This window comes from Streptomyces acidiscabies, assembly GCF_020010905.1.
Classification (GTDB): Bacteria; Actinomycetota; Actinomycetes; order Streptomycetales; family Streptomycetaceae; genus Streptomyces; species Streptomyces acidiscabies.
In genome coordinates this window covers 4,777,892-4,798,060 of record NZ_JAGJBY010000001.1, presented here as the reverse complement: position 1 = coordinate 4,798,060, position 20,169 = coordinate 4,777,892, and the positions used below count along the sequence as shown (strand labels likewise).

General features: G+C 71.8%; 15 protein-coding genes. 11 read left to right on the top strand and 4 right to left on the bottom strand.

From position 1 onward, the window contains the following. Positions 1-726: 726 nt before the first annotated feature. Positions 727-2,895, bottom strand: a complete 2,169-nt coding sequence (locus J8M50_RS50525; protein ID WP_119612416.1) for a BadF/BadG/BcrA/BcrD ATPase family protein — start codon at positions 2,893-2,895, stop codon at positions 727-729. 45 nt (positions 2,896-2,940) lie between these two features. Between J8M50_RS50525 and J8M50_RS22025 the strand changes: the two genes are divergently transcribed. Then, positions 2,941-4,203: a glycoside hydrolase 5 family protein gene (locus J8M50_RS22025; RefSeq protein ID WP_010356561.1), complete on the top strand. Its 1,263-nt coding sequence runs from the start codon at positions 2,941-2,943 to the stop codon at positions 4,201-4,203. Between the two features lie 84 nt (positions 4,204-4,287). On the opposite strand, the gene J8M50_RS22020 is transcribed toward J8M50_RS22025, so the two are convergent. The 3 genes from J8M50_RS22020 to J8M50_RS22010 form a co-directional block, all read right to left on the bottom strand. Then, positions 4,288-5,766 carry a glycoside hydrolase family 3 N-terminal domain-containing protein gene (locus tag J8M50_RS22020; protein WP_010356560.1) on the bottom strand — a complete coding sequence of 493 codons (1,479 nt, stop codon included), beginning with the start codon at positions 5,764-5,766 and terminating at the stop codon, positions 4,288-4,290. A 139-nt stretch (positions 5,767-5,905) separates the two neighbouring features. Then, complete coding sequence (locus tag J8M50_RS22015) at positions 5,906-6,829, bottom strand: LAETG motif-containing sortase-dependent surface protein (protein ID WP_223786240.1); 924 nt, start codon at positions 6,827-6,829, stop codon at positions 5,906-5,908. Positions 6,830-7,086: 257 nt separating this feature from the next. Then, positions 7,087-8,634, bottom strand: coding sequence for an alpha/beta hydrolase (locus J8M50_RS22010; RefSeq protein ID WP_010359001.1), 1,548 nt, complete (start codon positions 8,632-8,634; stop codon positions 7,087-7,089). A 147-nt stretch (positions 8,635-8,781) separates the two neighbouring features. On the opposite strand from J8M50_RS22010, the gene J8M50_RS22005 reads away from it, so the two are divergent. The 10 genes from J8M50_RS22005 to J8M50_RS21960 all read left to right on the top strand — a co-directional run bounded on the left by J8M50_RS22005 (position 8,782) and on the right by J8M50_RS21960 (position 20,166). Beyond that, entirely contained in the window at positions 8,782-10,032 is a 1,251-nt protein-coding gene (locus tag J8M50_RS22005; protein WP_029184483.1) for an ATP-grasp domain-containing protein, read from the top strand. Then, entirely contained in the window at positions 10,029-10,835 is an 807-nt protein-coding gene (locus J8M50_RS22000; RefSeq protein ID WP_010358999.1) for a Rossmann-like domain-containing protein, read from the top strand. Before J8M50_RS22005 ends, J8M50_RS22000 begins: the two co-directional genes overlap by 4 nt. Next, the gene (locus J8M50_RS21995) at positions 10,832-11,905 is read left to right on the top strand and encodes a PLP-dependent cysteine synthase family protein (RefSeq protein WP_010358998.1); all 1,074 of its coding nucleotides are present in this window, start codon (positions 10,832-10,834) and stop codon (positions 11,903-11,905) included. Before J8M50_RS22000 ends, J8M50_RS21995 begins: the two co-directional genes overlap by 4 nt. Continuing rightward, positions 11,902-12,945, top strand: a complete 1,044-nt coding sequence (locus J8M50_RS21990; RefSeq protein WP_010358996.1) for a dipeptide epimerase — start codon at positions 11,902-11,904, stop codon at positions 12,943-12,945. The genes J8M50_RS21995 and J8M50_RS21990 overlap by 4 nt, the downstream gene beginning before the upstream one ends. Continuing rightward, positions 12,929-14,176: an MFS transporter gene (locus J8M50_RS21985; RefSeq protein WP_010358995.1), complete on the top strand. Its 1,248-nt coding sequence runs from the start codon at positions 12,929-12,931 to the stop codon at positions 14,174-14,176. The genes J8M50_RS21990 and J8M50_RS21985 overlap by 17 nt, the downstream gene beginning before the upstream one ends. An 86-nt stretch (positions 14,177-14,262) precedes the next feature. Beyond that, positions 14,263-15,042, top strand: a complete 780-nt coding sequence (locus J8M50_RS21980; protein ID WP_010358994.1) for a class I SAM-dependent methyltransferase — start codon at positions 14,263-14,265, stop codon at positions 15,040-15,042. Positions 15,043-15,051: 9 nt separating this feature from the next. Continuing rightward, on the top strand, positions 15,052-16,611 hold the full coding sequence (locus tag J8M50_RS21975; protein ID WP_029184482.1) for an ABC transporter substrate-binding protein: 1,560 nt from the start codon (positions 15,052-15,054) through the stop codon (positions 16,609-16,611). Beyond that, entirely contained in the window at positions 16,608-17,561 is a 954-nt protein-coding gene (locus J8M50_RS21970; RefSeq protein ID WP_010358991.1) for an ABC transporter permease, read from the top strand. The genes J8M50_RS21975 and J8M50_RS21970 overlap by 4 nt, the downstream gene beginning before the upstream one ends. Continuing rightward, entirely contained in the window at positions 17,558-18,352 is a 795-nt protein-coding gene (locus J8M50_RS21965; RefSeq protein ID WP_010358989.1) for an ABC transporter permease, read from the top strand. The genes J8M50_RS21970 and J8M50_RS21965 overlap by 4 nt, the downstream gene beginning before the upstream one ends. A gap of 263 nt (positions 18,353-18,615) precedes the next feature. After that, the gene (locus J8M50_RS21960; protein ID WP_010358987.1) at positions 18,616-20,166 is read left to right on the top strand and encodes an ABC transporter ATP-binding protein; all 1,551 of its coding nucleotides are present in this window, start codon (positions 18,616-18,618) and stop codon (positions 20,164-20,166) included. Positions 20,167-20,169: the final 3 nt, after the last annotated feature.

The window sequence follows — 20,169 nt, the reverse complement described above, 5'->3', positions numbered from 1 at the left end:
CGGAGGGGGTGAGTGTGGCCCGACGGGTCTGCGTGGTTCAGGCCGCGCGCGCGGCTCCGGGGTTCGGATGGGGCGTCCGACGGACGGAGGGGTGGGTACGGCCCGACGGATCTGCGCGGTCCGGGCCGCGCGCGGCTTCGGGGTCCGGGTGAAGTGTCCGACGGACGGAGGAGGTGGGTGTGCCGACGGGTCGGCGCGACTCGGGCTGGGTGCGTGGCTTCGGGGTTCGGACGGGGTGTCTGGCGGACGGAAGGGGTGAGCGTGGCCCGACGGGTCTACGTGGTTCAGGCCGCGCGCGGCTTCGGGGTCCGGGTGAGGTGTCCGACGGACGGAGGAGGTGGGTGTGCCGACGGGTCGGCGTGACTCGGGCTGGGTGCGTGGCTTCGGGGTTCGGACGGGGCGTCCGACGGACGGAGGGAGTGGGTACGGCCCGACGGGTCTGCGTGGTTCGGGCCGCGCGCGGCTTCGGGGTTCGGACAGGGTGTCCGGCGAACGGAAGGGGGTGGGTACGGTCTCCGACCGATCGGCGCGATCCGGGCCGCGCGCGGCTTCGGGGGTTTCGGTGCATCGTCCGGCGAACGGTCGTGTGGTTCAGGTCAGTGGGCGAGTGCGGATTGGGGCGGCGGGCGTGCGTGGTTCGGTCGGTGGGGGTGGGTTCGGTTGTCCTCGTACGTCGTCCGGCGGCCCCGTCTTCTTCGTGGCCGGGCCGCCGGGTTCGTACGCCGTTCAGCGAGCCACCGCGATCCGCGCCAGCGCCACCGCACCGGCCGAGCCGTCCACCACCGGGGAGATCGTGAGGCCAAGGGGGGTGAGGTGTTCGGTGAGTGGTGCGAGGAGGGGACCGTTGGGGGCGAGTAGGCCACCGGTCACGACCAGGGGTTCACCGGGGCGTGGAGAGAGAGCGGCAACCGTCTCGACCAGCGCGGCAGCAGCTTCCTGAAGGATCTGCCGGGCTACCTCGTCCCCTTCGTCAGCGGCCCGGGTGACCAAGGGTGCGTGCGCGGCCAGGTCCGTGGGTCGGCGTTCCATGACTGCGGGGAGGAGATAAGCACGGTACGCGGCTCGCTGAGCCAGACTCCAGCGGTACGGGTCTGGCGCGGACGTTCCTGCCGGGCGCTCGGCGTCGCCGTCCACACCGTCGCAGCTACGGGACGGCGACTGCGCACCGGCCCCCCGCTCCTCCGACGCAAGAACATCGCGCCGCACGCCCACTGCCTCGGACCTCGCCCCCTGCCCACGCCGCTCACCCGCAGCTCCCGCCGCCCCCGGCGGGAGAATGCTCTCTTCTCGCACGCCAGCCACCGACAAACTCGGCCCAACCCCGGAACTCCCTGACGGAACGCCCTGCGCACCCTCCGCCCCCAGCCCAGTCGCCGCAGCCTCCCGCCCGACCTCGCCCCGCACAGCACCCACCTGACCTGCACCCGGCGCCTCAGCTCCCCGCCCAGCCTCGCCCACCTCTGCACCGGCCGACAGCACCTCCCGCGCAGCCCCCACCGGGCCCGCACCCGCCGGGCCCGCACCCGACGCCTCACCCTCCCGCCCGGCCTCACCCCGCTCAGCACCAGTCGACGGCACGTCCCGCACAGCACCCACCTCGTCCGTACCCGCCGCCACCCACCCCGGCGCCTCAGCCTCACCCCTCTCGGGACCACCCGGCGAAACACCCACCCCCGAGCCTCTCACCTGGGCTTCCTGCCCAACCTCGCCCCTCTCAGGACCACCCAGCGGTACGTCCCGCACAGCACCCGGCCCCTGCCCACTCGCCTCCTCCGAACCTGCCTCTCCGACTCGCCGCCCCAGCTCATCCCCCTCCGAGGCCGAGTCAACGTCCCCCGCCCCCGACACCTGCACACCGGGCCCAGGCCGCACGCCCGTCTCCCCCGCTGACGGCAGCACCCCACCCACTCCCCCGTCCGCCGACGGCACCCGCTCCCACCCCCTCGGCGGCAACACCCCCTCCGGAACACCGAGTGCTCGGCCGACCGCCGCCACCAGCGACGTCGGTCGACCCCGGCCGTCCGCTGCCCTCAACGCCGCGCGAACCGCCCTCCGCCCGATCCAGAAGCCACTGCCGTCGTCACCGAGGAGCCAGCCGTCCCCACCGGAGGTCGCCACAAGGACGCGGTCCTGGACACGGGCCGCGACCGAACCGGTACCCGCGATCAGAGCGAGACCGGCGGCAGGGTGCCCGGGCGCTCCGGCGAACGCTGCCTCGATATCGCTGTGGATGGTGATCGCGGGGAGGGGGATACCAAGGCGTTCGAGCGCAGCGGTGAGGGCGGCACGGGCACGGAGCCGACCGGGTTCCTCATCCGCACCGCTCCCGTCTACCGCCGTCCCACCGGACTCCCCCAGTGCACCGCCCCCAACCTCCGACGTCCCGCTAGACCTCCCCTCCCCACCATCGCCGCCCGCCGACGCCCCGCCGGACCCCCTCACCACATCGTTCCCACCCTCCGAGGCCCCGCCGGACTCCTCTCCTACGCCCTTCCCACGCCCCGACGCCCCGCCGAGTTCCTCCTCCGCGCCACTGCCCCGAACCGACACCCCACGCGATTCACCCTCCACGCCACTCCCACGCACCGACCCCCGGCCCTCACCCCCCACCCCATCCACCCGCACACTCGCCGCCCCCGCAAACCCACCCGCCACCGCAACCACCCTCCCCGGCGCAACCCCCCGCACCGCCTCCCCGATCGCCTCCACCAGATGCTCGGTAACCACCGAGACCGGCACGGTCAACGCATTGCCGGGACCAGACACGCCTTCCCCGAGGACACGCCCGTCCGACGCGTCCGCCAAGACCGCACGCGTACGCGTACCCCCCGCATCGACGCCAAGGACGTACGCAGGGCCGTCACAGACCAAGGTTTGGTTCAAATCACTATTCATCGGTACCCATGGTGGTTGATACATTCGCCGCAGACAAGGTCCGAAGTGGATCCGCGACCCGAGGAGAACGCCATCAGCACGCCCCCGCCCGCTCCGGAACTCCGCTTCGGCGTCAACTACACCCCACGCCGGGGCTGGTTCCACGCCTGGCACGACTTCGACGCGCAGAACACCCGCGAAGACCTCGCCCAGATCGCCGCACTGGGCCTGGACCACGTCCGCGTCTTCCACCTGTGGCCCCTCCTCCAGCCGAACCGCACGTACATCCGCCCGGCAGCAGTGGACCAACTGGTCCGCCTGGTGGACCTCGCGGCGGAAGTGGACCTCGACGTCATGGTGGACGGCGTACAGGGCCACCTGTCGAGCTTCGACTTCTACCCGGAGTGGACCCGCAGCTGGCACCACCGCAACGTCTTCACCGACCCGGAGGCCATCGAGGCCCAGGCGAACCTCCTGCGCACCCTCGGCAAGGCCCTGGCCGACCGCCCCAACCTCATCGGCCTCCAGCTCGGCAACGAACTGAACAACCTGGTCGAGCACAACCCGGTCACGGCGACCGAGGTCGACCACTACCTCGACACCCTCCTCACGGCATCCCGCGAAGGCCTGGGCCCCGCCGGCCTGGTCACGCACTCCGCGTACGACGCGGCCTGGTACGGCGACGACCACCCGTTCACCCCTGAGGCGTCCGCCCGCAAGGGCGACCTGACGACGGTCCACCCCTGGGTCTTCTCCGGCGACTGCGCCCGCCGCTACGGCCCGCGCTCGACCCAGGTCCACCACTTGGCGGAGTACGGCACGGAACTGGCCAAGGCTTACGCGACGGACCCCACCCGCAAGGTCTGGGTCCAGGAAACGGGCGCCCCCGAACCCCACATCCCCGCCCCGGACGCCCCCCTCTTCGCCCGCGAAACCCTCCTCAACGCGGCAAGCTGCACGAACCTCTGGGGCGTCACATGGTGGTGCTCCCACGACGTGGACCGCAGCCTGGCGGACTACCCCGAACTGGAGTACACCCTGGGCCTGTTCGACTCGAAGGGCACCCCCAAACCGATCGCGGAGGCGATCGAGGAAACAATCACAGAACTCCGCACGCTCCCCTTGGCACCGTCCCCCAGAGAAACGGCGCTGGTCCTGGATTGCACCCCGTCCACTCGCTCGACATCGGGTCCAGGAGGCGCGTTCTTCGAAACATGGATGAACATGCGAGCGGAAGGCGCCCGCCCGGCAATAGTCCTGGCTGAACGCGCCGGTGACGCCACCTACTTGGCGACCCGTGGAGTAACAGAACTAATCACCCCAGGGTGAGTTGTCGTCTTTAGGGGCGCGGGGAACTGCGCGAGCAACCACATACAAACCCGCACTCGCCACACTCCCCGCACCACCCCACCCTTACCGCGCCCCCACCACAACCTCCGCCACAGCCCGAAGATTCACCCTCCCCCGCCCATAAGACAGCACAGCCCCCTCATCCCCCACCCCAGGCAACCCGGTAGCAACAGAAACCGCATCCGGCCGAGCAGCCAACAACGCCCCCCGCACCCACTCCTGCCAGGGATACAACTCCGCATCACAAGCGGCAACCACCAAGGCCCGCCCCTCAGCCGCCTTCAACGCTTCCGCAACCACCACCTCCCAATCCTCCGGCTCCCCAGCAACAACCACCCCATCAGCCGACGGATCAACCTCCCGCACCGCACTCACCAAACTCTCCCCACCCCAGTTCAAAGCGGGATGAGGCCGAGGAAACAGATCCACGACATACGCCCCCGCACCCCCGCCCGACCCCAACTCCCCCTTCCCCACGGCCCGCCGAGCAGCCACCATCCCCGCATCCCACGTGGAAATCTCCCCCGGCACAACAGGCACCCCATACCGCGAAACAAGCCCCCGCACCCGCAACGCAGCCTCAAAGACCCGCTCTTCACTCAACGACCCGTCGCGCAACGCCCCCAGAACGGCATCCCGACAAGCAAGGGTCGTAGCCAATTCCGGCACAGCAACGATGACTTGATCCGCCCCGGCAGCAAGCGCAAGCCGAGCCCCCGCAGCCTCCCCGTACCGATCAGCGATGGCCTTCATCTCCAGCGCATCACTGACGAGCACCCCCTCGAACCCAAGCTCCCCCCGCAGCAACTCCCCCAGCACATAAGGACTCAGAGTCGCAGGCAGCGCAGCGTCCAGCGCGGGGAAAACGACATGCGCGCTCATCAACATCGGCACCCCCGCCTCGATGGCGGCCCGAAACGGCGCGAGATCCAACTCTTCGTAAGCCCGAGGATCGACGGCAAGTTCATAGTGACTGTCGGTGACGGTTCCTCCATGCCCAGGGAAGTGCTTCGCACAGGAAGCCACCCCCCGAGCCTCGGTCGCGGAGATCCAGGCCCGCAGATGCCGGGAGACCAGGTCGGGATCGCCCCCGAAGGCCCGCGTACGGACGATGGGATTCTCCCCGCGATGCTGAAGATCGGCGACGGGCCCGTACGACGCGCTGATCCCGAGACTCGCGAGGTGCGCGGCGAGCGCGTCCGCGCAGGCGGCGGTGAGCGAGGGATCGTCGACGACGCCAAGGGCGTAGTTCCCGGGCACCTCGGGCGCCCCGGCGGTGACGAGGTGCCCGATCCCCCCGCCTTCGTTGTCGATACCGATCAGCAGATCGTCCCGCAGCGCGCGCAGCGCGGACGTCAGCGCCCGCACCTGCTCGGCGTCCCGGATGTTGCGGGTGAACAGGATGACCCCGCCGAGCCCGCGCTCGATCAGCTTCTTGAGGTCGTCGGGCACGGTGTCCGTACCGGCGAATCCGGCGACGAGGCAGCGATGGGCGGCCTCGTCGAGGGCGGCGGGGAGAGCGGGGCTCGCAAGAGGGTTCACCCCCGGAATCCTCTGGCTCACAGAACCGAAAGTCAACAGAGGGCCGGATTTACTCATTCATACGGCGGCTCTACTACGTACAGAAAGGGGGCCCCTCCGCAGACCAGCCGGAGAGGCCCCCTCACGTCACCTCACGCGCCTACTGGGCCGCGCCCTTCTTCTTAGACCGGTTCGCGAAGAACACCGCACCCGCCCCGATCACGACGACGGCGGCAGCGCCGCCCGCGATCGGCCCGACCGGCGTGCTCGCCCCGGTCTCGGCCAGCGGCGGCGTCGACTCGCTCGGCGACGGCGACGGGGTCGGCGTGCTCGGCGGCGGCGTGGTCATCGGCGGCACGTCCGGCGTGGTCGGCGGCGTCTCCGAGACCGGCGTGGTCGGCGGCGCGGCCGGCGGAGTCGTCTCCGTGGCGGGCGGCGGCGTGGTCTCGCCGGCCGGCGGCGTGGCGGGAGGCGTGCTCGGCGGCGTGCTCGGCTCGGACGGCGGCGTCGCCGGCGTGCACTCCTTGTCACCGCCGTTCCACGCGGCTATCAGGTGGTTCGGCGTGACGACGTTCCCGGGCTGGTAGGGCGCGGGGCCGTGGCCCTCGCCGGTGCCGCCGTCGTAGCTGACGTCGTCGCCGTAGAGGTCGATCTGGCCGTAGCAGTCCGGCGTCTCGACGTTCAGCTTCTGCCAGGTGCGGCCGGAGTCGTCCTTGCCGACGACGTCGTCCTTGCCGAGGTAGACGGTGGCCTTCTGGACGAGGGTCTGCTTGCCGGACGTCGGCCAGCTCGGGCCTTCCGTCGTGTACTTGGCGAGCGAGACGGGGTACTTGCAGTCCGCGCCGACCTGCTGGTCGGGCGCGAGCCGGACCTCGACCTTGTCGAGACCGGAGTTCCAGGTGCGGAAGCCGCCGGTGGAGGTCCAGTCGCCGCCTTCGAGGCGGTACTGGATGGTGGCGGAGGAGCAGCCGGCGCCGGTCGTGGCGGCTGCCGGAGTGGCCGCGAGGAGGAGGGGCGCGGCGGAGGCTGCGAAGGCGGTCGCTGCGAGCAGCGCCAGGCTTCTGGAGTACTGCGTACGGGACAAGTTGAGCCTCTGTGCAGTCGTCGTGTGGGAGGTGACTCTCGATGCGAGTGCTCGACGCAGGCGGTGACGTCCGCGGACATGCGGGGAGGGGGTACTCGCAAGGCCCCACCCGCTGCTACGAGCGCGGTGAGGTTGGTTGAATAATGATTCACCTTTACAACTTCAGTCAATTCAGCACCGGTTTCCCCCACGTAAAATGGGGGCCAACTCCCAGCTCACCAACTCCCCCGGCCGCCCGGGGGAGTTGACACGCCTCGTCAGCTCACGGCGGGCAACCCCGGCCCGACGCACCGGACATCGGCCGGGGGCACGTCCCCGTCGAGGAGGTACGCGGCCACGGTCCCGTCGACGCACGCGTTGCCCCGGCTCGCGAACACGCCGTGCGAGTAGTCGTCGTCGAGGGTGACGATACGCGAGCCCGGCAGGAGGCGGCGCAGCGCATGGGCACCCTCGGCCGGGGTGACCGGGTCGTGCGCGGAGGCGACGAGCAGCAGCGGCGGTGCGTCGGGGCTGCCGAGCGGTGTGCGGTGGGCGGGGCGGTGGTGCCAGTACGCGCAGGCCGCCGCTTCCATGCCGGTGAGGACGGGGGCGGGGGCGAGGCGGTGCAGGTGGTGCCGGTCGGCGAGGATCCGCGCGGGTGTGGGGGCGGGTCCGTCGGCGCACTTCACGATGCGGTTGGCGGCTTCGTAGGTGCGTGACGCGGGGCTGTCGAAGGGGGCGGGGAGGCGCAGACCGTCGGTGGAGCCGTCGCGGAGGTAGGCGCGGAGGCCGTCGGCGAGGGGGGCCCAGCGTTCGGTGCGGCCGAGGGCGCGGTAGACGACACGGTCGAAGTCGGCGGGGCCGAGGGCCGGTTGGGCGGAACCCCCGGCACCCTTTACGCCCCCGGGATCAGCGCTGGCCCGCCTGTCGGAGCCAGTGCGCCCGCCCGTGCCGGAGGCCCCAGCGCTGTCCGCCCCGCCAGACCCGTACCCCTCGAACCCTTCCCGCACCCGCAGATACGCCCGCCGGACCTCCTCCGCCGTATCCCCCAGCCCGAACCGTTCGTCATGCCCCGCGGCCCACCCGAAGAACGTCTCCCGCTGCCGCAGCAGCGCCCGTGCCTGGAGTACGTCGAAGTCGTACCAGTCCCACGGCCCGACCACGCTGTCCAGCACCATCCGCCCGGTCCGCGCGGGGAACAGCGCGGTGTACGCGGCGCCCAGGTAGCTCCCGTACGACACCCCGAGGAAGTTCGTCACCGGCTCGCCCAGCGCGGAGCGGATCGCGTCCATGTCGTACGCGGTCTCCTCGGTGGAGAGGTACGGCAGGGCGTTGCCGGCGCAGTCGTCGGCGAGGGCCTTCAGGGACGCCAGGTACGCGCGGCCTTCGAGGTCGGGGGCCGGGGTCTTGAACAGGCCGCCCATCTCGCCGCAGTCGGCGGGCGCGCTGGCGCCCACGCCGCGCGGGTCGAAGCCGATGACGTCGTAGGCGCGGCGAACGCTCTCGGGGAGCTTGGCCCGCTTGGTGACGGCGTACGGCAGTCCGGAGCCGCCGGGGCCGCCGGGGTTGACGAGCAGGATCCCCCGGCGCTCCCCCGAGGCGGGGACGCGGGAAACGGCTATGTCGATATGGGGACCGTCGGGGCGGCGGTGGTCGAGGGGCACGCTCAGGTGCCCGCACTCGACGCGGTCGGGCGCGGGCGGCGCGGGGACGGAGTCGGGGCAGGGGCCGAAGCGCAGCGGCTCGGCGGCGGACGCGGACGGGAGCGGCAGGTGCAGGAGCGCGGTGGCGGCGAGGAGCACCACGCAGCGCGGCAGGAAGGTCAAGGGATTCCCTTCGGTTGACCATGGACAGCCAGATGACAATGAAAATGATTATCGATAAGGTCGCCACATCACAACCGGGGCCGCCTTCCGCGAAGGCGCGCTCCGGCCTGCGCCGAGAACTCAACTCCTGTCCCTGAAAGGGGAGTCGTGGCTCATCTGTTGGTGGTCGAGAGCTGGGTCGGTTCGATGAGCAGACTGCTGCCGAGGGCGATCCGCGAGAGCGGGCACACGTTCACGTTCCTCACCCGTGATCTGCACCACTACCTGCGCTCGGCGCCCGAGGGCACGGCACACCCGCTGCTCGGAGCGAGCAATGTCGTCACCGCCGACACGAACGACACGGACACTCTGCTGCCCCGAGTGGTCGCGCTGCACGGCGTGTTCGGCTTCGACGGCGTCGTCACGTCCTGCGACTACTACCTCCCGACGGTCGCCCGCATCGCCGCCCACCTGGACCTCCCGGGCCCGGGCGCGCAGGCCGTAGAGGACGCGTGCCGCAAGGACGCCACCCGCCGCGTCCTCACCGAGGCGGGAGTCCCCGGCCCGCGTTTCGCCGTCCGCACCGAATGGTCCGAACTCGCCGACGCGGCACGGGAGATCGGCTACCCGCTGGTCGTGAAGCCGGTCGACCTGTGCGCCGGGATGCTCGTACGACGTGTCGACGACGAGGCCCAACTGGCGGACGCCTTCCGCGCGTTGACGGCGTTCCCGGTCAACGCCCGTGGCCAGCGCCGCGATCCGGCCGTCCTCCTCGAAGAGCTGCTGGACGGCCCCGAGGTGAGCGTGGAGACGGTGTCGCACGCGGGCGCGGTCCACGTGATCGGCGTGACGGACAAGAGCATCGGCGGGGAACCGGCGTTCATCGAGACGGGCCACATGTTCCCGGCCGCCCTCTCCCCGGCGGACACCGAGGCCGCCGAGCACACCGCGCTGGCCGCCCTGAAGGCGCTGGGCCTGGTGGACGGCGTCGTCGCGCACACCGAGGTCAAGCTCACCTCGTCCGGCCCCCGCATCGTCGAGGTGAACCCGCGTCCGGCGGGCAACCGCATCACCGAACTGGTCCGCCACGTCACCGGAATCGACCTCGCCGCCGCCTTCGTGGACGTCGCCCTCGGCCTCGCCCCCGACCTGGCCCGCAAGGACACCGGCCTGACCAGCGCGGCGATCGGCTTCGTCGTCCCCGACACCTCGGGCACCCTCGAAGCCCTGGACGGCACCGGCCTCCCCGGCGACCTCCTGGAACTCCAACTCGCCGAGCCGGGACGGCAGGTGAAGGCGGCCGGCAGCAACAACGAGTATCTCGGCCACGTCATGGCGGGCGACCCGGACGGCCTCGGCGCCCGCGACCGCGTCGAGTCGGCGCTGTCGACGCTGCGCGCCGGGCTGGTGATCCGGTGACCGCCCTGACGGAGACCTCCTTCGACGCGCTCCTGCACCAGGCCCTCGACGGCGCCCTCGGCCCCGACCCGGCGGCCGTACGCGTCGCCGTCGCCTTCCGCACCCAGCAGGCCGTACGGCACGACGGGCGCGGCACCGGCTACCGCAACGAGGTGCTGAGCCTGCGCATCGGCGAGGCGGTCGGCTCCTGCGCGGTCGAACCCGGCGCGCTCCCCGAGGAGGCGCTGGACGACTGTGTCGGCGCCGACGTCGCCCAGCTGCTCCAACACCCCTTGCTCCCGGTGCGAGTTGCCGCGCTCGACGCCTACCTCATGCACGCCGTCCCGCACGGCGGCGAGCCGGTCGCGCTGCCCGCCGGGACGTCCCTGGAGAAGTCGCGGGTGCGCGCACGGGCCGTCGTCGAGCTGCTCGACGTGCCCGAGGGGTCGACGGTCCTGGTCGTCGGGGTCGTCAACTCCCTTCTGGAGGCGCTGCGTTCGCGCGGGCTGCGGTATGTGGCGTGCGATCTGAAGGGCGGTAAGACGGAGTGGGGCGAGCCGGTCGCGGTCGACGCGCTCGCGGCCGTGGACGGGTGTGACGCGCTGCTGGTGTCCGGGATGACGCTGGGCAACGGCACGTTCGACGCGCTGCGGGAGCGGGCAGGCGGGCGTCCGCTCGTGATGTTCGCCCAGACCGGCAGCGCGGTCCTGCCGCACTTCCTCGGGCACGGGGTGAGCGCGGTGTGCGCGGAGCCGTACCCGTTCTTCTGGCTGGACGGCGGTCCCGGGACCGTTCACCGCTACCGTGCCGGAGGCGTGCGATGACCACGACCGCCGAACGCGCCGTCGCCCGGCCGGAGTTGCTCGAACTCCTCGGCCGCACGCCCGTCGTACGGATCACCGCCGGACTGCCCGGACCGCAGCCCGGATTCTGGGCGAAGCTGGAAGGGCTCGCGGCCGGTGGGATGAAGGCGCGGGCGGCCGTGTCGATGCTGCTCGGAGCCCGGGAGCGGGGCGAACTCCGGCCCGGCGCACCAGTAGTTGAGTCCACCTCGGGCACGCTCGGGATCGGGCTCGCGTTCGCCGGGCAGGCGCTCGGGCATCCGGTGGTCCTCGTCGGGGACAGCGAACTGGAGCCGTCCATGCGGCAGTTGCTGCGTGCGCACGGTGTCCGGCTCGACCTCGTCGACCGTCCGGCGCCGGTCGGCGGCTGGCAGGCGGCCCGACTCGCCCGACTGCGCGAGCTGTTGGCCGTCCTGCCGGACGCGTACTGGCCCGACCAGTACAACAACCCCGACAACACGGCCGGTTACGCCTCTCTGGCCGCCGAACTCGCCGCCCAGATCGACCACTTGGACATCCTGGTGTGCAGCGTCGGCACGGGCGGGCACAGCGCCGGTGTGATCGGGCCGCTGCGCCGTCACTGGCCTCAACTGCGCCTGATCGGCGTGGACTCGACGGGTTCCACGATCTTCGGCCAGCCCGCCCGGCCCCGCCTGATGCGCGGCCTCGGCAGCAGCATCCACCCGCGCAACGTCGCCTACGACGCGTTCGACGAGGTCCACTGGATCGGCCCCGCCGAGGCCGTGGACGCCTGCCGCAGGCTGGCCCGGGAGAGCTTCGTCAGCGGCGGCTGGAGTACGGGCGCGGTCGCGCGCGTCGCCGCCTGGGCGGCCCGCGTCCACCCGGGCGCGGTCGTCGCGACCGTCTTCCCCGACGGCCCCCACCGCTACCTGAACTCCGTCTTCGACGACGACTTCACCGCCGCGCACGGCCTCTCCCCCGCCACGGCGGCCACCCGCCCGGTGGAGATCCCGCACCCCACCGCCGCCGAGGCCACCGGCTGGGCCCGCTGCACCCGCGTCACCGACCCCCTGTTGGAAAGGACCCCGTGAAGGCCACCCTGCGCACCGTCCGCCTCGACCTCACCGAGCCGCTGCGCATCTCCCGCTCCACCATGTCCGCCCGCGACGCCGTCTGGCTCACGATCGAGGACCCCGACGGCACCCGAGGCCACGGCGAGGCCGTCAGCAGCGTGTACTACGACCTGGACGCCGAGACCCTGAACCGGCACCTGTCGTCCGTCGACCTGACCCGCTACCCGGACCCCGAAACGGCCCTGTGCGACGGTGAGTTGACCGGCGCCGACATGCCCCCGGCCGTCACGGCGGCCGTCGAGTCGGCGCTGTTGGACCTCGTCGGCAAGCGGGCCGGGAAGCCGGTGCACGCCCTGCTGGGCTCCCCCGCCACGCCGTTCGCGGCGACCGCGCGGACCATCGGCATCACCTCGCTCGCGAAGGCCGCCGCCGAGGCGCGGAGACTCTCGGCCTGCGGTTTCCGTGTCATCAAGGTCAAGGCCGGTGCGGCCGAGGAGGCCGTGGAGCGCGTCCGCGTCATCCACGACGCGGCGCCCGATGCCCGGCTCCTGCTCGACCCCAACGGGGCCTGGAGCATGGCGGAGGCGCGTCAGCTGCTCCCCCGGTTCGCCGAACTCGGCGTCGAGGCCGTGGAACAGCCGGTGGCGCCCGGCGACCCCGAGGGGCTCGCGGCGCTTGCCGCTGAATCGCCGGTGCCGGTGATCGCCGACGAGGACGCCGTACGGATCGAGGACGTACGTCGCCTCGCCGGACGCGTACAGGGTGTCAACGTCAAGCTCGCCAAGTGCGGCGGCGTCCACAACGCCCTGCGCATCGCGGAGTTGATCGAGGGCAGCGGGACCTCGCTGATGCTGGGGTGCCTGACCGCGAGCAGTCTCGGGATCGCGCCCGCCGTCCATCTCGCCGACCGGGCGCGGTGGGTGGACCTGGACGGGCATCTGCTGCTGGCGCGCGATCCGTGGTCGGGGATCGGGGGCGACGACGGGTACGTGCGGACGAGCGGGCTGCCCGGGCTCGGGGTGCGGTTCGGGGGTGTGTCGCGTGCGCACGTGGCGTGAGATGCGGCAATTCCCGCTCGCCGTACAGCTGTTGCTGGTCAACCAGTTCGGCGTCAACACCGGGTTCTATCTGCTGATCCCCTATCTCGCGACGCACCTCGGGGAGAACCTGGGGCTGTCGGCCGCCGTGGTCGGGGTCGTCCTCGGGGTGCGGAACCTCAGTCAGCAGGGGCTGTTCATCATCGGCGGGTCCGCGTCCGACCGGCTCGGGGCGCGCGGGGTCATCATCGCCGGGTGCGCGCTGCGGACCGTCGGGTTCGCGCTGTTCGCGCTCGGGGACAGCCTGGTGGTGCTGCTGGCCGCGTCGGTGCTGAGCGGGTTCGCGGGGGCGTTGTTCAACCCGGCCGTGCGGGCGTACGTCTCGCAGGAGTCGGGGGAGCGCAAGGCGGAGGCGTTCGCGCTGTTCAACGTGTTCGCGACGGCCGGGGCGCTGGTCGGGCCGCTGCTGGGGAGTGCGCTGCTGCTGGTGGACTTCCGGACGTCGGCGCTGACCGCCGCCGCGATCTTCGCGGTCCTGACGGTCGCCCAGGCGCTCGTGCTGCCGGCCCGCAAGGTCGCGCCGAGCAAGAGCACGGTCCTCGGGGACTGGCGCGAAGTGCTGGGTCAACGTGCCTTCCTGGCCTTCGCGTTGGCGATGGTCGGCATGTTCACCCTGGAGAACCAGCTCTACCTGCTGCTCCCCGACGGGGCACGCCGGGCCACCGGCTGGGACGGGGCCGCCGGGATCGTCTTCCTCGTCGGCACGCTCGCGAACCTCGCGCTGCAACTGCGGATCACCGCCGCGCTCAAGGAGCGGGGGAACAGGGCGCGTTGGATCGCCGTCGGGCTCGGTGTGATGGCGGTCGGCTTCCTTCCACCGGCTGTCGTCGCCGGGGTCTCCGACGGACCAACTGCCTTGCGGGTGCTGCCCGTTCTCGTCGGGACGCTGCTGCTGTACCTCGGTGTGATGGTCGCCCAGCCGTTCGTCATGGAGCTCATCCCCCGGTTCGGCAGGCCCGAGTTGACCGGCACGTACTTCGGGATCTTCTACGTCGTGTCCGGTATCGCGGCGGCCGTCGGCAACGCGGTCGTCGGGTGGGCGATGGACACCGGCGAGCGCGGGGACGTGGCCTGGCTGCCGTGGGTGTGCTGCGCGGGGTTCGGACTGGTGTCGGCGGCGGGGGTGGCGTGGCTGCATCGGCTGGGGTCGCTGCCGTCCGAGGCGCGGGCTGTCGCTGTGGCGGGGGTGTGAGGGTGACGACTGAACCGACTTCTGCTGGGCCAACTTCCGCTGAACCGACCTCAGTTGAGCTGACCTCGACTGAGCCAACTTCCGCTGTGCGCAACCTCCTTACGGACAACCCCGCCCTGTACGAGGCCCGCTTCCCCGACGCCGAGCGGCTCGCCGGGCGCTGGGCCGAGGACTGCCTCCGTCGATACGACGCCGGCGCCCGCGTCCTCGACCTGGGCTGCGGCACCGGGCGCGACGCCGCGTACCTGCACGGCACCGGCCGTACCGTCACCGGGGCCGACCTGTCGGAGGCGATGCTGGCGCACGCGCGGGCCGTCCACCCCGGGCCCTCGTACGTCACGGCCGACCTGCACGAATTCGACCTGGGCGCGGGTGAGTTCGACGCCGTGCTCTGTCTGGACAGCGCGCTGCTGTACTGCCACACCGACGACCAGCTCGACGCCTGTCTGCGCTCGGTACGGCGGGCGCTCGCGCCGGGTGGGCTGCTGGTCGCGGAGATGCGCAACGGGGCGTATTTCCTGGGCCGGACCGACCTGTTGGCCGCGCCGAGCCTGAACTCCTTTGTCTGGCAGGGAGTTTCGTACCGGTCGACGACCACGCTCACCGTGGACCGCACGGCTCAGCTCCTGCGCCGGACGCGGGTCTGGGAGACCGAGGGCGGTGCGGTCGAACAGCGGTCGGCGTGGCGGCTGTTGTTCCCGCTGGAGCTGCGGCACCGGCTGGCGGCGCACGGGTTCGAGGTGCTGGAGCTGCACGACGGACCCGGGCCGCGTACCGAACCTCCTTGGCGGGAGGGCTCGTTGCCGGGTTCTGCGGCGGATGCCGACCGGCTGCATGTGATCGCTCGTCTCACTACTTCTTCTTGAGGATGTCTGATGCGTTTTCCTTTGGGTCGCCGGGGTTTTCTGGCGGCGGGGGCGGCTTCGCTGGGTGCTTTGGCGGTCAACGGCTGCGGCGACTCCGGTGGTGGCGAGCCTCGGAGTGATCGGAGTGACACGCCCGTGCGCGGGGGACGGCTCCGGGCCGCCTTCGCCGGTGGCGGTGCCAGCGAGAACCTCGATCCGCACCTCGCGAACCTCTTCGGTGACGTCGCCCGCGCCAAGGCGCAGTACGACAAGCTCGCCGACTACGGCCCGAACCTCGCCGCCGTACCCCGGCTCGCGGCGAAGTGGGAGCCGAACAAGACCCTCGACCGGTGGCAAGTCACCCTGCGCGAGGCCGAGTTCCACGACGGAAGGCCCGTCACCGCGCAGGACGTGCTGTACAGCTACCGCCGGATCGCCGACCCGGCGAAGGCGTTCCGCGCCAAGGCGTCCCTGGAGCCCATCGACCTCGCCGTGAGCCGGGCGACGGGGACGCGGACGATCGAGTTCGTGCTGAAGCGGCCGACCGCCGAATTCGCCAACGTGCTGGCCGCGTTCGGCGCGTACATCGTGCCCGACAAGGCGACCGACTTCGACAAGAAGCCCGTCGGGTCGGGGCCGTTCAGGTTCGTGTCGTTCGCGCCGGGGCGTTCGGCGGTCTTCCGGCGCAACGACTCCTACTGGGAGGGCGCCCCGCACCTGGACGAGCTGGAGTTCGTCGTCGCGAACGAGGAATCGGCGCGCGTCAACGCCCTGTTGGGCGGTCAGATCGAGTATGCGCACGAGCTGAACCCGACGACCGCCCGCGCGCACGAGGGACGCGGTCAGATCGAGATCGTGCGGCTGCGCGGCAGCGCCATGCAGGCGTTCGCGATGAAGACCGACCGGCCGCCGTTCGACGACCCGCGCGTCCGGCAGGCGTTCTTCCTCATCGCCGACCGGCAGGAACTCGTGGACGGCGCGCTGTCGGGCGCGGGTGTCGTCGGCAACGACCTGTTCGGCAAGGGGTACGAGTACTACGCGGCCGATCTCCCGCAGCGCGCCCAGGACTTGGCGAAGGCGCGGGCGCTGCTGAAGGCGGCCGGGGCCTCGGACCTCAAGGTCACGCTGGACACCTCGGAGGTCGCCGCCGGGTTCACGGAGGCCGCCGGGATCTTCCGCGACCAGGCCAAGAAGGCGGGCGTCACCGTCGAAGTGCGGGTCGGCAGCAAGGACTCGTACTGGAGCGACATCCTCGACTCCGGTGTCCTCGCCTGCTACCGCTCGGGCGCGATGCCGATCGAGGCGCACATCTCACAGCGGCTGCTGACCGACTCGACGACCAACGCGACGCACTGGCGGCACAAGGACTTCGACGCGCTGTACCGGCAGGCGCAGTCGACGTCCGACGCGACCGAACGGGCCGCCGTATACGGGCGGATGCAGCGGCGGCTGTACACCGAGGGCGGGTTCCTGGTGTGGGGGTTCGCGGACTGGATCATCGGAACGGGCCGCCAGGTCAAGGGCGTTGAGAAGGCCGCGCCGGCCAACACGCTGGGCTGGGCGCGGTTCGACAAGGTGTGGCTCGCGTGAGTTTTCTCGGCTCGTTCGTCGTCCGGCGGCTGCTGCTCGGCGTCGTGCAGACCGTGGCTGTGGTGCTGCTGGTCTTCGCGCTCGCCGAGGCGCTGCCCGGTGACGCGGCGGTCGCCCTCGCGGGCGATCAGCCCGACCCGGCGCGGATCGCGGCGATCCGGGAGGCGATGCACCTCGACCAGCCCGCCGGGGAACGGCTGTTGAGCTGGGCGGGTGGACTGCTGCACGGGGATCTGGGCACGTCCCTGGTCTCCGGGCGGCCGGTCTCCCTGTACCTCTCCGACGGCTTCGGGCCGACGCTGCTGCTCGCCTCGCTGACGTTGCTGTTGCTGGTCCCGGCGGGGTTCGGGCTGGGGGTGCTGATGGCCCGTCATGAAGGCGGCTGGATTGATCGGTTGGCCAGTGCGGTGACTCTCGGGGTGTACGCCGTACCGGAGTTCGCACTCGGGGTGCTGCTCGTGACGGTGTTCGCGCTGCGGCTCGACTGGCTGCCGCCGACCGCTGTCGGGTACGGGACCGAACTCCTCGCGCATCCAGCCGTGTTAGTGCTGCCGGTGCTCGTTCTCCTCGCCCGGCCGGTGTGTTCGCTGTCGCGGCTGGTGCGGGCCGGGATGGTCGAGGCGCTGGCCTCGCCGTACGTGGCGCAGGCCCGGCGGTACGGGGTGGCGAAGGCGCGGGTGCGGTATCTGCACGCGCTGCCGAACGCGCTCGCGCCGGCTGTGCAGCAACTGGCGCGCACTGTCGACTGGTTGCTGTGCGGGGTGATCGTCGTGGAGGCGTTGTTCGTGATTCCGGGGCTGGGGACGGTGTTGCTGAACGCGGTGTCCGAGCGGGATGTGCCGGTCGTGCAGGGGCTCGCTGTGGTGTTCGGGGTGCTGACGGTCGTACTGAATCTGGGGGCTGATCTGGTGGCGCACCGGTTCGCGCCTCGGGCGGAGGTGGCGGCGTGAAGGGGCGGTTCGCGTTGGGGGTGGTGATCGTCGCGGTGCCTCTCCTGCTGGCACTGCTCGGGCCGGTGTTCGCGGGTCAACCCGGGCCCCGGGGAACCTCGTTCACGCTCGGGGGCGGGCACTGGCTCGGGACCGACTTCGTGGGGCGGGACGTCGTCCAGCAGATCCTGCACGGGGGTCGGCCGGTGGTCGTGACCGCGCTCGCGGCGACCGTACTGGCGTATCTCGTCGCGCTGCCCGTCGGGTTGTGCTGTGCGCTGACGCATCGGCGGTGGCTGGAGGAGGTGTTGATGCGTCCGCTGGACGTACTCCTCGCGGTGCCTTCGCTGTTGCTGATCCTGCTCGTCGCTGCGGTGTTCTCGCCGGGGGCGGTGGGGCTCGCGCTGCTGGTGGCGGCGGTGAACGTGCCGGACGCCGCACGGATCGTACGGGCCGCAGCCGGGGAAGCGGCGTCGCGTCCGGCCGTCGAGGCGCTGCGGATGCAGGGCGAGGGGTGGTGGCGGATCGCCGTCGGAACCGTCGCGCGCTCGGGCGTACGGACGTTGGCCGCCGACGCGGGGACGCGGCTCACCGGGGTGCTGTACCTGGTGGCCACCGCCGCGTTCCTCGGCGTCGGCGTCGAGCCGGACGCGGCGGACTGGGCGGTGATGGTCGACCGGAACCGGACGGGGCTGTTCGTGCAGCCGTGGGCGGTGGTGGTACCGGCGCTGCTGATCGTGGCGCTGACGACGGGGACGAATCTGCTGTTCGACGCGGCGTTGGGCCGTAAGAAGGGGACAACGGTCTCATGAGTGGTGCGGGTGGCAGCGGCGGGCCTGTTGCGGACGGGGCTGGTGGGGCTGCCCGGGTTCCGGGCGCGAGTGGCGGAGCCTCGCGGGGTCCGGGCGGAGATGCTGGGCTCGGGCGCGTTCCCGACATAGACGGCGGAATCTTCCACACTCCCGACGGCGGCGGAGCCGAACGTCCCCTCAGCGGGCGTAGCAAGGCTGGGCGGGTCCCCGACGGAGGTGGCGGGCTCGCGCGCGTCCCAGCCGGAGGCGACAGGACCCGGCGTATGCCGAAGAGAGCTGCTGAGCCCCCACGCGTCCCAGCCGGAGACAGTGCGGCCGAGACCGCCCCGAGTGAGCGCGTCGTCGCCGAACTCCGTGATCTCCGCGTCGAGATCGGCGGCCGGGCCATCGTCGACGGCGTCAGCCTCCGCGTGACCGCCGGTCGCGTCACCGCGCTGGTGGGCGCGTCGGGGAGCGGCAAGACCACGACCGGGCTCGCGTTGCTCGGCGAGTTCCCGCCCGGCGCCGCCGTGACCGGCGAGGTCCGTGCCGCCGACCGGGTCGGGTACGTCCCTCAGCATCCGGCCGCCGTCCTCAACCCCGCCCGCCGGGTCTCGGCGCTGCTGACGGACATCGCCCGTACCCGGCCTCGTACGGAACGCCGGGGACTGTTGGCGGGCGCCCTCGCCGACGCCCAGGTCCCTGAACCCCTGCTGCGCCGCTTCCCCCACCAGCTCTCCGGCGGCCAGCAGCAGCGCATCACCCTCGCTCAGGCCCTCCTCCTCGGTGCCCAGGTCGTCGTGGCCGACGAACCCACCACCGGGCAGGACGCGTTGACGAAGAGCCGGGTGGTCGACGAACTCTCCGCCCTGGCCGCGCGCGGCATCGCGGTGGTCCTCCTCAGCCATGACCTGGACGTCGTCCGGGCCCTCGCCGACGAGGTCCACGTCATGCGTGCGGGCCGCGTCGTCGAGTCGGGCCCCGTGGACCGCCTCCGTCTCACTCCGCAGCACCCGTGGACCCGCGAACTCTTCGATGCGGCAAGGCCGTTCACGTCACCGGACACGACACCGGGCGAACAGGTCCTGGGCATCGAGAACTTGACGGCTCGTCACCGCCGTACCCCGGTCGTCCACATCCCCCGCCTCACCCTCCACCAGGGCGAATGCCTTGCCGTGGTGGGCCGTTCGGGCAGCGGCAAGACGACCCTGGCCCGCACCCTGGCCGGCCTGCACCGCACGTACGACGGCGAGGTCACCCTCGACGGCACCCCTCTCCCCCGCAGCCTCCGCGACCGGACCCGCGCCCAACTCGCCGCCGTGCAGTACGTGTTCCAGGACGCGCGCTCGGCGTTCGACGAGCACCGCACGATCCTGGACCAGGTCTCCCGCACGGCGATCCGCCTGCGCGGCCTGACCACGCCGGCCGCTCAGGACGAGGCCCGCGACACCCTGACGAGCCTCGGTCTCACCGAGTCCCTGTGGGCCCGTCTCCCCGCCGCCCTCTCCGGCGGCGAACTCCAACGCGCCGCCCTGGCCCGCGCGTTGCTCGCCCGCCCGCGTGTCCTGCTGTGCGACGAGATCACCTCGGCCCTGGACCCGGTGACCCGCCGCACGATCCTCGACACCCTCACCGCACTCCTGCACACCCGCCCCGACCTGACCCTCGTCCTGATCACCCACGACCTCGACACGGCCGCCCTGGCTCACCGCATTGTGGTCCTGGACGCCGGCGAACTGGTCGAGACGGGCCCGGCGGAGGAGATCCTGACCCGCCCGGCCCACCCCTTCACGGCCGCGCTGACCCGGACGACGGCTCGGTTGCAGGGGACTTGAGAC